This window comes from Phycisphaeraceae bacterium, from assembly GCA_019454185.1.
Taxonomy (GTDB): domain Bacteria; phylum Planctomycetota; class Phycisphaerae; order Phycisphaerales; family UBA1924; genus JAHBWV01.
In genome coordinates this window covers 2,625,787-2,638,806 of record CP075368.1, presented here as the reverse complement: position 1 = coordinate 2,638,806, position 13,020 = coordinate 2,625,787, and the positions used below count along the sequence as shown (strand labels likewise).

Here is a 13,020-nt window from a genome sequence, read left to right as displayed (position 1 = left end):
TGTCCGCAGATCAGTCACCGCTCAAAGCAGTTGCCCCGTCAGGATCAACACCGCCACGAGCAGATAGATAAGCGTCCCCGATGCGTCCATCAGCGTCGCCACCAGCGGCGTAGAAGCGATCGCGGGATCAACCCCGAATCGCTTCAGCGCGAGCGGCAGCAGCGACCCCAGCGTCGTCCCCCACGCCACCACCGCCATGATCGCGACCGCAACAGTGATCGCCAGAGGCAGACGAAACGCCGTGTGCGGGTGCCCCGCCGCCGTGAAGCCGAACACAACCAGCGTCCCCAGTAGCCCGAGCGAACCGCTCAGCATCAGCCCCGTCGCAAGCTCCTTCTTCACGATCGCCAGCCAGTCCGACGGAGCCACCTCCCCCAGCGAGAGCGCGCGCGTCAGCAGCGTCGCCGCCTGCGAGCCCGAGTTCCCCCCGCACGAGATCACCAGCGGCAGAAAGAACACCAGCACCGTCGCCTTATCCAGCTGATCCTGGAACGAGCCCAGCACCACGATGGTGACCGTCTGCCCCACAAACAGCACCGCCAGCCAGATCGCACGCTTGCGGTACATCTCGAAATGACCGGTATCGATGTACGCGTCTTCGAGCGCGGCAACCGCGCCCATCATCTGCATATCTTCCGTCGCCTCGGCCTGCGCCACGTCGGCCACGTCGTCGTGCGTCACGATCCCCAGCAGCTTCCCGCGAGAATCCAGCACCGGGAGCGCGATCCTGTCATACCGCGACATCAGTCGCACCGCCTCTTCTTGATCCTGATCCGCCGTGAGCGCAACGAAGTTGCTGTCGCCGATCGAACCGAGCGTCGCCTGCGGATCCGCAAGAATCAACTGCCGGATGCGGATGTCGTCAACCAGCCGCCCCCCGTCATCCGTGATGTAGACGACATTGATCGTCTCGGCGTCTCTCCCGTGCTTCCGGAGGTGCGCGAGCGCCTGCTCAACCGTCCAATCCGCGCGCACCGCAACATAATCCGTCGTCATCAGACGCCCGACCGACTCCTGCGGATACCCCAGGATCGCCAGCGTCGCCTGACGCTCCGCCGGGTCGAGCGACTGGATAATCCGCTGCGCCACCGTGTACGGAAGCTCATCGAGCAGACGCACGCGATCGTCCGTGCTCATCGCCTCGATCACGCGCCGAGAACCCTCGTCGCCGAGCTTCGATATCAGCCGCTCCTGATCCTCCGGCTCCAGATACGAGAACACCTCGCCCGCATCGTCCCGATACAGAAACCGGAACGCCACCGCCGCGTCCGCGCCGTCCAACTCGCTGAACACCTCCGCCACGTCCGCGGGCGGCAACTGGTGCAGCGTCTCGCGCAGCTCACCAAACTGACCCGCGCGGATCATCTCCTCGATCTCGGGCTGGATCAGTGCCGCCAGACTCTTCACGCCAAGATCCTACCTCGCTCACGCTCCCGGCCCATCCCGAGAAGATCAACTCCCCGTCACGTTCACAACGCCCGCCAGCGAGCCAAGCCCGATCGGCTCCCTCGTAAAGAACGGCTCGCCCACCCCGACACCGATCCGCGAGCCGAAGTACACGCCCGCCGCACGCACCCACTCGACCACCCGCCGATTCTTCTCGGGCACGACAAACTGCGAGCGATACGCCGTGATCGACTCGATCTTCCGCTCCGCGAACGGCGAGATGTCCATGATGAACGAGGGGTCCGCCACGCGCCGCAGATGCGACGCGTAGTAATAGAACAGCCACGGGGGATAGATCGGGGGACGCCCCTCATCGCCCGGCATCTCGAGCTTTGTCAGCTTCGCGTCGAACCTCGCGTCCTCAACGATCCGCGTCACCGCCACATGGTCGGGGTGCGCATCCTCCGGGTGCGGGCAGAAGACGATCTCCGCCTGGTGTGCCCGGATCGCGCCCGCTACGAGATGCCGCGCCTCGATCGTGTGCTCCACGAACCGATTCCGAAGCCCGAGCAACCGCCTCCGCACGGGCGCTCCCCCCTCGCTCAGGATCTCCGCCGCGCGCGCCGCCTCTTTCGCGCGCGTCTCACGATCGCCGTGGGGCGTCGGTTCCCCATCGGTCATGTCCAGAAGCAGGACGTCGTGCCCCTGCGAAGCGAGCAGCGCGATCGTCCCGCCCATGCCGATCTCCTGGTCATCAGGGTGTGGGCCGACCACCAGCACATTCGCCATCGCTCACTCCTCGCGCCAGCGCCTCAGGACCAGAATCACTTGATGACCGGCTCGCCCCGCGTCACCACCAGCGGGTACATCGTTCCGTCGTGCTCGATCTGAGCCAGAACCATGCGCTCCGGCTTCTTCGTCGCGAAGAAACCGCCCCCGCGGAACGACTCACCGTGCTCATTCCTGAAGTCCTTGAGCGGCAGCGTGAGCGACTGCCCGACAGCCAGCCCCTCCAGCGGTCGCGAGAAATACGCGTTCACCCACAGCGTGCACGGCCCGAAGACGCGCGACGTTGTGTTCGTCAGTGTCAGCGTCGTCTCTCCCCGCACCACCTGGATGTCGAGGGACTCACCCTGCACAGCCGTCTGCGGGTACGCACGAGCCGCGCCAACCCGTGAACTCCTGCCGGAGCAGCCGATCATCCCTGAACAGACGACCGCAAGAAGCGCGAACAGGCAGATCGATCGAGCCGCCACAATGGTCCGAGTGTGTCTCATGCTCCGTATAGTCCCTCCGATGGGGTGCCAGAGCAACAACGCCACGCCCCCCGGACCCGCAATCGCACCCGGAGCCGAATCCCTCGACGCGATGCACATCGCCGAGAGCATCGGCTCCGGACGCCACCGGGACTGGTCCGGGGCGGCAAACCCGAGAGTCACACAGGCCGTCCCCGGCTTCGACGCCCCATTTTTCCAGGCGGGCCTCGCGGGATACTCCGATGCCGCCATGCGCATCGTCGCCCGCCGCCACGGCTGCCCCTACTGCGTCACAGAGGCCCTCCTCGATCGCACCCTCCTCGCCGGCGGGCGAGGATTCGTCAAGGCCGATCTCGGCGAGCTCCACGACAACGTCCCCGGAGGCGCAGAAGACCACCCCCTCGCCGTCCAGATCATGGGCTCTGACCCAAACGAGATGGCCGCCGCCGCCATCAAGGCCATCGAGCAAGGCAAAAGGACCGACAAGGCCTACCGCGCCCTCGCCTACAGCCACCTCACCCACGACCCCAGCGGCGCACTCGTCAAGTTCAAGCCCGACGACCTCGACCACGAGCCCGAGTACGAAGAGATCACCTGCGGCGAAGACGAGGAAGAAGCCACGCAGTCACAAAGTCACGAAGTCACGAAGTCTGTCTCTCACACCCCTTCGCCCCTCTGCCCCTCTGCCCCTTTGTCCCCACTCACATTCTCCACGGTCGACGTGAATCTGGCTTGCCCTGTCAAAAAGATCAAATCCAAAGCCCGAGGCGGGCACTGGCTCGCCGAGCCCGAGGGCGCGATCAAGATCCTCGAAGCGGTCCGCGAAGCCGTGCCCGCCCACATTCCCTGCACCGTCAAACTCCGCCGCTCATTCGACGACACTCCCGAAATGGTCGAGGCCTTCTACCGCATCTACGACGCCTCCTACGACATGGGATACGCCTGGGCCACCGTCCACGCCCGCACGGTCGAGCAGAAATACGTCGGACCCTCGCGCTGGGATCTCCTCAGAGAGATCGTCAACCGAACGCCCGATCGCGTCGTCTTCGGTTCCGGCGACATCTGGAACGTCCACGACATCTTCCGCATGCTCGCCTACACCGGCGTCAGCGCAGTCGCCGTCGCGCGTGGGTGCATCGGCAACCCCTGGATCTTCAGGCAGGCCCGCATGATGCTCGCCGGCACCGAGCCCACACGACCCACAATCCCCGAGCAGCGAGAGGTCCTCGAGCAGCACTACCGGCTCGCCCTCGCCGCCAACCGGCGCATGCGACACCCCGACGACTACACCTCAAAGAACATGCGCAAGTTCGGCATCCGCTTCGCCGAGCACCACCCCGACAGCGAACAGGTCCGCCTCCGCTTCATCGCCGTCAAGGGGATCGAAGACTGGCGACGCGTCCTCGAAGACCACTACGCCCAGCCATAACCCGGCCCCCGCACGCCCCTCACGCTTCCTTCTTCATGATGAACAGGTAGTTGAATCCCCGCAGAAAGAAATTCCCCTCTTCCGCGGCTTTGTGCCAGTTCCCCCGCCCCAGCTTCACGTTCTGTCGCGTCACGCAGATGATGTCCACCGGCTTGAAACGCTCGCGCATGATCGAGAACAACTCAAACCCGATCGGCATGAACACGCCCCCCGGCTTCCCCTTCTTCTTGCGGAACGAATCAGAGACATACAGCCCCATGTAGCGCCGGTCCTTCAGCACCCGATGGATCTCCCCGATCACCTGACGCATCGCGCTGTAGTACGCCCTCCCCCCATCCTCGCCCGAAGCGTCCAGCTTCCCGATGCACGCCGGATCGTCCGAATAGTCAACGTGCGTCGAGTACGGAGGATCGACGAACACAAAGTCCGCCGACGCATCCGCCAGCGGAATCTGCCGCGCATCCGCACGCACAATGTCCGGTCGCGACGGCGCAAGATCAAACCCGCGCCACGCACGCCCGAGATCAGCGCACACGTCGATCGTCGTCCCGCTCCCGCACATCGGGTCCACAACCACGTCCCCCTCACGCGTGTAGCGGCTCAGCAACTGCCAGATCACCCAAGAAGGCGTCGCCCCCACATAGTCCTTGTCCCCCTGCATCAACGAGCCCGATGCCCCGTCATAGTGCTGGCTCGGATACTCCCACAGCGTGCTCGTCATGATCCGCAGCGGCGGACGCTTCCCGGGACGCACCGGTCTCGCCCCGGATCCGCGCCCACCCGCGCCCCGGCCGCTCCCGCCACCACCGCCCATTCCGCCGGATCCCTTCATGTGAGCAACGCCTCCAGCACGCGGCTGCGCGTCTGCTCAAGCGTCAACGTCATCCGCGCCCCCGATGCCCGCGCGTGCCCGCCCCCGCCCAGCTTCCCGCACACCTCGTTCACATCCACCGCGTTCGGGCCTTCCTTGCTCCGCATCGAGATCTTCGTCAGTGGGGGAGAGCCCGCCTTCACCGACTGCTCGGTAATCACCGCGCTGACGCGCACGCTCTGGATCACGAGCGCCATGTCCGCCAGGCCCCCGGTGTCGCCGTGCGATGCCCCCGCCTGCTCAAAGTCCGAGAGCGAGAGCCGCATGATCGCGATGCGATCGTTGTCGAACAGTTCGAGAGACCCGAGAGCCCGCGCGACCAGACGCAGCCGCCCGACCGTGTCCGACTGCTCCACCATCGCGTACAAACGCGAGTGGTTCGCCCCAGCGCCGATCAGATCCGCCGCCAGCCGAAGCGTCTCCGGCTTCGTGTTCGAATGGCGGAACCAACCCGTGTCCGTCGCCAGCCCGAGAAACAGCGGCTCGGCAATCTCAACAGGCAGCTCCGCGCACGAACGCAGCCCCAGCAGAATGCGGCACAGCTCCGCCGCCGGCTGCGCTGCCGCCGCCGCGTTCTTGTCGATGAACCTCCGATCCGCGATCACCGCGTCGCCCTGCAGGTGGTGATCGATGATCACAACGCTCGAGCCCCGCCCCGTCAGCGCGGGCGTCAACTGCTCCAACTGCGACCACGACCCCGTGTCCAGAATCAACCAGACCGACGGTTCCGGGTCGGGCAGCCCGTCCTCCTCGAACGTGCTGCGCTCCGCCCGTGTCGCGAGCGTCTCGATCCAGCGAGGCGGGCCGCCCATGTAGAGCAGCGTCACACGCTTCCCGACCGCCCGCAGAGCCCGCGTGACGGCGAGCGTCGAACCGATCGCGTCCCCGTCCGGCTTCATGTGCGTACCGATGCCGATCGTCCCCCCCGCATCAACGCCCCGAAGAAACGCGCCGATCTCTTCCAGAGACGACGTCGTGCTGTACTGCTCAACCCGGCTCGAACTCATGCCACCTCCTCCGCAACCCGCTCCGCGCCACGCAGCATCTCGCGGATCCGATCGCAATCACGAGCCATCTGGCCGAGCAGCGGCTCCAGCCCGTGGAATCGCACCTGCTCGCGAACCCAGCCGACAATATCCAGCGACAAGGCCCACCCGTACTCATCAAGCCCCTCGATCCGCGGATCACCCTGCGTTGCCCGAGGCGCATCCAGAAAGAACGCCTCGCACGCCCGCGAAGGCGCATCCGTGAACGTCGGCTTGGTTCCCACCGAAAGCGCGGCCCCGAACACCCGCCCATCCGCGAGCTGCGCACGCGCCGCGTACACGCCGTCCGCAGGCAGCATCAACTCGCTGTCGAGGTTCGCCGTCGGATACCCGATCGTCCGCCCGCGCCGATCCCCACGCACAACCTTCCCCATCAGCCGATACGGGCGCCCGAGCACCCGGGCCGCGTCACTCGCCCTCCCCGACAGAAGCAGACGCCTCACCCCGGTGCTCGAAGCGCGAGCGATCGACGCATCGCCAAGCGCAACCTCAACAGGTGCCACAACCACCGTCTCAAACCCCGATTGCTCCCCCAGCCGGCGCAGCACATCGACATCACCCGTTCGACCCTTCCCGAACCGAAAGTCATCTCCCTCAACGATCGCGATCGGCGCGTAACGCGACACAATCTGCGACACAAACGCCTCCGGCGTCAGTTCCAGCAGCCCGTCGAACGGATTCAGTCGCACAACCTCATCAGCACCCGCCTCCCGCAGCAGCGCCTCCCGCCACCCGAACGTGGTGAGGCGTGCAGGGGCCGATGCCGGACGCAGCCGCGTCATCGGGTGCGGATCGAACGCGAGCGCAACCACCCGAGCCCCGGCACCCCTCGCGATCTCCCCGGCCCGTTCAATCAGGGCGCGATGCCCCATATGAACGCCGTCGAAGGTTCCGATCGTCAGCACGCTCCGGGCCGCCACGCACGCTCCTTGACTGCCCAGGGTCCCGGGCCACACACCAACTCCCGACGAACGCTAGGCGCAGACCCTCGGATCTGAGAGGGCCTCACCCACTCTACACTCCATGTTCCGCGCCCTGTGCAGAGCCCTGTGCCGATCGACTTCGCCACCCCGACATCGCCATTCCAAGGAACTGACCCATGGGTCTTTTCTCCCGCAAAGCCAAGCCCCAGCACACCACCCAGGCCCCCGCGCCCACACGCCCGGCACACCCTCCCGTCTCGACCAACAGCGACGCCGACGAGGCCCGCATCCTCGCCCTCGGCGAAGAGATGCTCACCAAGGCCCGCGACCACAAGTCCGGCATCCTCTCAGCCAAGTTCTACAGCGACAAGCTCATGAACTGGTCCATGAGCGACCCCAACTTCAAAGTCCAGATGTTCCGCTTCGTCGACTGCTACCCAGCCCTCACAACCCCCGAGATGATCCACGACCATCTCACCGACTACCTCACGCAGCCCGGCGTCAAACTCCCGCCAGGATTCGATCTCGGCCTCAAGGCCGGCGGCCTCGCCAAAGGGCTCATGTCCTCAACCATCTCCTCGCAGATCAAGGGCATGGCCTCCAAGTTCATCGCCGGCACCGATGCCGCCAGCGCGCTCCCCGGCCTTCGATCCCTCTGGGACGACGGCATCGCCTTCAGCGTCGATCTCCTCGGCGAGGCGTGCGTCTCCGAGCAGGAAGCCGACGAGTACGCCAAAAAGTACCTCGACCTCATCACCTCCCTCCCCGGCACCGTCGCAAACTGGAAGCCCCAGGAACGACTCGAAAAAGACCACCTCGGCGCCATCCCGCGCGTCAACGTCTCCATCAAGGTCTCCTCCCTCTCCTCGCGCGTCGATCCCATCGACACCGAGGGCTCCATCAACGGTCTTATGAAGCGTCTCATCCCGCTCCTCGAAGCCGCCCACTCCCGGGGCGTCTTCGTCAACTTCGACATGGAGCAGGAGAAGTTCAAGGACATGACCCTCGAACTCTTCATGCGCTGCTGCGAGAAAGTCCCCTTCCAGGCCGGGCTCGCCATGCAGGCCTACCTCAAGTCCGGCGTCGAGGATGCGCGACTCATCAGCGACTGGGCCAGACGCACCGGACGCATCGTCTCCGTCCGCCTCGTCAAGGGCGCGTACTGGGACGCCGAAACCATCCTCGCCGAACAGCACGGCTGGCCCTGCCCCGTCTGGGCCGAAAAATGGCAGACCGACGCCTGCTTCGAACGCATGGCCGAGGTCTTCCTCGACGCATGCCCGCGCACAACCAGCGAAGGCGGCGTCAAACTCGCCCTCGGCTCACACAACGTCCGCTCCATCGCAGCCACACTCACCGCACTCGAGAAACGCGGCCTCCCCCGAAACGCCATCGAGCTCCAGATGCTCCACGGCATGGCCGATCAGCTCAAGCACGCCGGCGCGGACATGGGCCTCCGCATCCGCGAGTACGTCCCCGTCGGCGAGATGATTCCAGGCATGGCCTACCTCGTCCGCCGCCTGCTCGAGAACACCTCCAACGAGTCCTGGCTCAAGGCCGGCTTCCTCGACAACGCCGACTCCCACGTCCTCCTGCGCAAGCCCGCCCCCGCCGACCCGGCCAACCACACGCCCAAGCCCGACCTCGCCTCCGTCGCTCCCGAACGCCACCTCCTCACGCCCGCCGTCAAGGGCGTCTCCGACGAGCGCCCCTTCTACACCGAGCCGATGCGCGACTTCTCCAAGCGCGCCCAGCGCGAGGCCTTCGCCCGCGCCGTCTCCGGCGCCACCGTCCCGAAGATCGCCAACGACAAGACACCCGACGACGCGAAGCGCATGGTCGACAAGGCCCACGCCGCCTTCGCCCAGTGGCGCGACACCGATCCCCGCGCCCGCGCCGCCGTCCTCGTCAGCGTCGCCCGGCGCATGCGCCAGCAACGCGACGGCCTCGCCGGCGTCATGGTCAAGGAATCAGGAAAGACCTGGCGCGAGGCAGACGCCGACGTCTGCGAAGCCATCGACTTCTGCGAGTACTACGCACGCCTCGCAGTCCCCATGTTCGAACGCGAACGCCTCGGAAAGTTCATCGGCGAGCTCGACGAGCAGTGGTACCAGCCCCGAGGCGTCACCGTCGTCATCAGCCCCTGGAACTTCCCCCTCGCCATCTGCACCGGCATGACCGTCGCCGCACTCGTCACCGGAAACCCCACCATCGTCAAGCCCGCCGAGCAGACACCCGGCATCGCCAAGATCATGTTCGACATCATCCAGGATGCCCTCCGCGAAGCCGGCGCACCCTCCGATGTCCTCCACTTCTGCCCCGCCCCCGGCGAGACCACCGGCGCTTCGCTCGTCCGCGACCCCCGCGTCGCCCTCATCGCCTTCACCGGCTCGCGCGATGTCGGGCTCGACATCCTCACCGCCGCCGCACCCGGCTCACCCTTCGACGCGCCACGCGGGTCCTTCGTCGCCCCGTCGCACGTCAAGAAGGTCGTCTGCGAGATGGGCGGCAAAAACGCCGTCATCGTCGACACCTCCGCCGATCTCGACGAGGCCGTCATCGGCATCCGCCACTCCGCCTTCGGCTTCCAGGGACAGAAGTGCTCCGCCTGCTCCCGCATCATCGTCGTCGATCCCGAAGGCGAGGACGGCCCGCACATGCAGACCTTCCTCCGCCGCTTCGTCGAAGCGTCCCGCGCCCTCGTCGTTGGTGATCCCGCCGATGGAGGCACCGACATCGGCCCCGTCATCGACGCCGAAGCCAAGCAGAAGATCGAGCACTACATCGCCGTCGGCAAGCAGCAGTCGCGCCACGAACTCACGCTCGAAGTCCCCGCCGGGCTCGAACAGAAGACCGCCCGCCACTACGTCGGCCCCACCATCTTCTCCCGCGTGAAGCCCCAGCACACCATCGCCCAGGAAGAGATCTTCGGCCCCGTCGTCGCCGTCATGCACGCGAAGGACTTCAACGAAGCCCTCGCCATCGCGAACAACTCGCCGTACAAGCTCACCGGCGGCGTCTTCAGCCGCAAGCCCGAGCATCTCGAACAAGCCAAGCGCGAGTTCCGCGTCGGCAACCTCTACATCAACCGAGGAAACACCGGAGCCCTCGTCGGCCGCCAGCCCTTCGGCGGCTTCGGCATGTCCGGCGTCGGCTCCAAAGCCGGCGGCAAGGACTACCTCTACCAGTTCGTCGAGCCACGCGCCTGCTGCGAAAACACCATGCGCCGCGGCTTCGCCCCGGAATTGTAAGTAAAACGTTCGGATTGATGGATAAATCTGAGCTTTATCGATCAATAATCATTGCTTTCTGATCGATAAACCCCGATCTTATCCATCATGCGCTGGAACTGGGAAAAACCAGACTGGCCAGATCTCCGCTGGGATGCCGCTCGCCTCCATCAAGCCGAGGCCAGGTTCATGCTTGGCGCGGGTGAACTGCTCGGGGTTGTCCGCCACGTCCCCGAATCCGATCGCCAGGCCCTCACCATCGCGACCATGAGCGACGAGGCCATGACGACCTCGGAGATCGAGGGCGAGATCCTCGAACGACGGAGCGTCCAGTCCTCCATCCGGCGCAACCTGGGTCTCGAAGCAGAGCGCGTGCCCACGCGCCCCGCCGAGGCCGGCATCGGTGAGCTCGTCGTGGACCTCTACAAGAACTGGGCAGCACCCCTCACCGACGAGTCACTCCACGCCTGGCACGCCATGGTCTGCAAGGGCCGACTCGACCTCCGCGACCTCGGCCGCTACCGCACGCACGAAGAGCCGATGCAGATCGTCTCCGGCGCGATCTACGCCCCGCGCGTCCACTTCGTCGCCCCGCCCTCAGATCGCGTGCCAGCGGAGATGGCACGATTCATCAACTGGTTCAACAGCGCCGCGCCCGGTGCGGATTCGCCTCTCGCGCCGCTCGCTCGCTCCGGCGCGGCACACCTGGCCTTCGAATCCATCCATCCGTACGAAGACGGCAACGGCCGCATCGGCAGAGCGATCTCCGAGAAGGCCCTCGCGCAGGGGCTCGGACGCCCCTCCCTGATCGCCCTCGCATCCACCATCCTCACACACCGCGCCGCCTACTACCGCGAACTCGAACGCGCCAACACTTCAAATGAGATCACGAACTGGCTGGCGTGGTTCGCCGCGATCGCGATCGAGGCACAGCACCGCACGCTCGCGAACGTCGAGTTCACCATCGAGAAATCGCGGCTGTTCGAGAGCCACCGTGAGCGGCTCAATTCCCGCCAGACCGCCGTGATGCTCCGCGTTCTCCGCGAGGGACCAGACGGATTCAAAGGCGGCCTGAGCGCAAGCAATTACATGGCCATCGCCAAGACGTCCGCCCCGACAGCGACACGCGATCTCGGTGATCTGGTTGATCTCGGCATCCTCTCACGAACCGGAGAACGCAAGAGCACGCGCTACCACATCGCCATGCCCACTCGCCGCATCCCGCGCGTCTCGATCGATGCCGACGGCAACGTCATCGAGACCCTGCCGGATCCGATCTGATCACCACCACGTGATCACTTCGCCGGCTCCTCACCCTTCACAACCATGCTCGGATACGTCTGCGACCACTCCTTCATACCCCCCGCATACATCCGCGTCGTCTTTTTGTGACCCAGCGACATGATCCGCTTCGCCATGCCCCGTGCCGGCGCAGACGCGGGGTCATTCCCGTACACCACGACATGTGAGTACCGATCGAACGGCGGGTTCCTCGGCGACTTCTCACCCACCACACGGTCGATCGTGATGTGCTCAGCACCGACGATGTGCCCTTCGGCATACTCCCTCGCCGACCTCGGATCGATCAGCAATAGATGGTCCGCGCGCCCGCCGTCCCGCGTCTGGATCATCTGCCGCAGCTCCCCCGAACTGATGAACCGGATGTCGCTCTCATCCACCTTGGTGGTGCAGCCGCTCAACGCCGCCCCAAGCACACAAATCCCCGCACACGCTGTAACAGATCTGATGGTCATGCGTCAAACCCTCTGCATCTCCCGCTCCCGCCGCACACCCGCGGCCATACGGAAAGATATCGGCTCAGACTGAACGATTCCCATACCGATTCGAGCCCTCTAGGGTTCGTGATTCTCGCAAGCATCAAACCAAGGTTCGACATCTGCTCGGGTGAACATGGCACCCTCCACCTCGTACTCAGGGAAGCGATCTCGCCACTCGACACCCCGGCGGCTGTAGAAACCCGGGGCACTGGCCAAAGAGTCACACCCAGCATGACCGACGCCAAACGCTCAATCCTCGCTCGCTGTGCCCCCCTTCTCGCCGCTGCCGCCGCGCTCCAATCGGCCCATGCCCAGCTCATCCCCGGCGATCCGAACTCCCCCGCCGCCAAGATCCGCCTCCTCTCCGACACCGCGACCCTCGCCCCCGGACAGAGCGCGTGGCTCGCCATCGAGTTCGACATCGCGCCCAAGTGGCACATCTACTGGCCCGGCCAGAACGACTCCGGTTACGCACCGAGCGTCGACTGGACGCACCCCGAAGAGATCACCATCGGCCCCATCAACTGGCCCGGTCCGCGTCGCTACGTCATGCCCGGCCCCATCCTCGACCACACCTACGAGGGCCGCGTCCTCCTTCTCACCCAACTCACCGCCTCCCCGGATCTGAAGCCCGGAACCGACATCACGCTCCACGCCCGCCTCGAGTGGCTCGAGTGCGAGGACGGCTGCGTCCCCCGCGATGGCGAACTCTCACTCCGGCTCCCCGTCGTCCCCGATTCACCCACCCCCTCGGCCGACGCGCCGAGCATCGCCGCCGCACGCGCCGCCCTCCCCACGGACCCAGGCGATGCGCTCCGCGTCCAATGGACCTCGAGCACCGAGGTCGCCCTCACGCCGACGCCTCCCGGACACCCATCCATCGCACGCATCGCCTTCTACCCGCACGAATCCGGCATCGAGATCATCAATCCCCTCAAGCACGCCGAAGCCCGGGCCGCATCCCTCATACTCCCCCTCGCCGAACCCGATGCCGACAAGCCCCATCTCAAGGGCATCCTCGAGTGCTGGGACGACACGGGCAAGACCGTCGCGCTCTGGATCGTGGATATCCCCAGGGCCCGCAACTGAACCATCCCCGAC

At 65.8% G+C, this 13,020-nt stretch carries 11 protein-coding genes; 4 read left to right on the top strand and 7 right to left on the bottom strand.

The window, feature by feature from the left end; translation table 11 throughout:
* Positions 1–21: 21 nt before the first annotated feature.
* Genes mgtE through KF838_11245 form a run of 3 tightly spaced genes read right to left on the bottom strand, consistent with a single transcriptional unit; the run spans position 22 to position 2,663 of the window.
* The gene (mgtE, locus tag KF838_11255; protein QYK47354.1) at positions 22–1,407 is read right to left on the bottom strand and encodes a magnesium transporter; all 1,386 of its coding nucleotides are present in this window, start codon (positions 1,405–1,407) and stop codon (positions 22–24) included.
* A 45-nt stretch (positions 1,408–1,452) separates the two neighbouring features.
* The gene (locus KF838_11250) at positions 1,453–2,175 is read right to left on the bottom strand and encodes a PIG-L family deacetylase (GenBank protein ID QYK47353.1); all 723 of its coding nucleotides are present in this window, start codon (positions 2,173–2,175) and stop codon (positions 1,453–1,455) included.
* A gap of 35 nt (positions 2,176–2,210) precedes the next feature.
* Positions 2,211–2,663 (bottom strand): hypothetical protein, encoded by a 453-nt coding sequence (locus KF838_11245; GenBank protein ID QYK47352.1) that lies wholly within the window; start codon positions 2,661–2,663, stop codon positions 2,211–2,213.
* On the opposite strand from KF838_11245, the gene KF838_11240 reads away from it, so the two are divergent.
* A complete protein-coding gene (locus KF838_11240; GenBank protein QYK47351.1) occupies positions 2,662–4,071 on the top strand; it encodes a tRNA-dihydrouridine synthase family protein in 1,410 nt (469 codons plus the stop codon). The genes KF838_11245 and KF838_11240 overlap by 2 nt on opposite strands.
* A 19-nt stretch (positions 4,072–4,090) precedes the next feature.
* Here KF838_11240 and KF838_11235 read toward each other — a convergent pair whose 3' ends face one another.
* The 3 genes from KF838_11235 to KF838_11225 are packed head-to-tail and all read right to left on the bottom strand — an operon-like array spanning position 4,091 to position 6,908.
* Positions 4,091–4,903 carry a hypothetical protein gene (locus KF838_11235; protein QYK47350.1) on the bottom strand — a complete coding sequence of 271 codons (813 nt, stop codon included), beginning with the start codon at positions 4,901–4,903 and terminating at the stop codon, positions 4,091–4,093.
* Positions 4,900–5,949, bottom strand: coding sequence for a DHH family phosphoesterase (locus KF838_11230; GenBank protein QYK47349.1), 1,050 nt, complete (start codon positions 5,947–5,949; stop codon positions 4,900–4,902). The genes KF838_11235 and KF838_11230 overlap by 4 nt, the downstream gene beginning before the upstream one ends.
* Positions 5,946–6,908 (bottom strand): bifunctional riboflavin kinase/FMN adenylyltransferase, encoded by a 963-nt coding sequence (locus KF838_11225; protein QYK47348.1) that lies wholly within the window; start codon positions 6,906–6,908, stop codon positions 5,946–5,948. The genes KF838_11230 and KF838_11225 overlap by 4 nt, the downstream gene beginning before the upstream one ends.
* A gap of 179 nt (positions 6,909–7,087) precedes the next feature.
* Between KF838_11225 and KF838_11220 the strand changes: the two genes are divergently transcribed.
* Positions 7,088–10,162, top strand: coding sequence for a proline dehydrogenase family protein (locus tag KF838_11220; GenBank protein QYK47347.1), 3,075 nt, complete (start codon positions 7,088–7,090; stop codon positions 10,160–10,162).
* Between the two features lie 87 nt (positions 10,163–10,249).
* Positions 10,250–11,422, top strand: coding sequence for a Fic family protein (locus KF838_11215; GenBank protein QYK47346.1), 1,173 nt, complete (start codon positions 10,250–10,252; stop codon positions 11,420–11,422).
* Positions 11,423–11,436: 14 nt separating this feature from the next.
* Here KF838_11215 and KF838_11210 read toward each other — a convergent pair whose 3' ends face one another.
* A complete protein-coding gene (locus KF838_11210) occupies positions 11,437–11,895 on the bottom strand; it encodes a rhodanese-like domain-containing protein (GenBank protein QYK47345.1) in 459 nt (152 codons plus the stop codon).
* A gap of 255 nt (positions 11,896–12,150) precedes the next feature.
* On the opposite strand from KF838_11210, the gene KF838_11205 reads away from it, so the two are divergent.
* Entirely contained in the window at positions 12,151–13,008 is an 858-nt protein-coding gene (locus KF838_11205) for a hypothetical protein (protein ID QYK47344.1), read from the top strand.
* Positions 13,009–13,020 lie beyond the last annotated feature (12 nt).

Bases quoted from the DNA above. Each gene is read 5' to 3' on its own strand.
- KF838_11250 (QYK47353.1), bottom strand. From the start codon at position 2,175: ATGGCGAATGTGCTGGTGGTCGGCCCACACCCTGATGACCAGGAGATC.
- KF838_11240 (QYK47351.1), top strand. From the start codon at position 2,662: ATGCTCCGTATAGTCCCTCCGATGGGGTGCCAGAGCAACAACGCCACG.
- KF838_11245 (QYK47352.1), bottom strand. From the start codon at position 2,663: ATGAGACACACTCGGACCATTGTGGCGGCTCGATCGATCTGCCTGTTC.
- KF838_11235 (QYK47350.1), bottom strand. From the start codon at position 4,903: ATGAAGGGATCCGGCGGAATGGGCGGTGGTGGCGGGAGCGGCCGGGGC.
- KF838_11230 (QYK47349.1), bottom strand. From the start codon at position 5,949: ATGAGTTCGAGCCGGGTTGAGCAGTACAGCACGACGTCGTCTCTGGAA.
- KF838_11220 (QYK47347.1), top strand. From the start codon at position 7,088: ATGGGTCTTTTCTCCCGCAAAGCCAAGCCCCAGCACACCACCCAGGCC.
- KF838_11215 (QYK47346.1), top strand. From the start codon at position 10,250: ATGCGCTGGAACTGGGAAAAACCAGACTGGCCAGATCTCCGCTGGGAT.
- KF838_11210 (QYK47345.1), bottom strand. From the start codon at position 11,895: ATGACCATCAGATCTGTTACAGCGTGTGCGGGGATTTGTGTGCTTGGG.
- KF838_11205 (QYK47344.1), top strand. From the start codon at position 12,151: ATGACCGACGCCAAACGCTCAATCCTCGCTCGCTGTGCCCCCCTTCTC.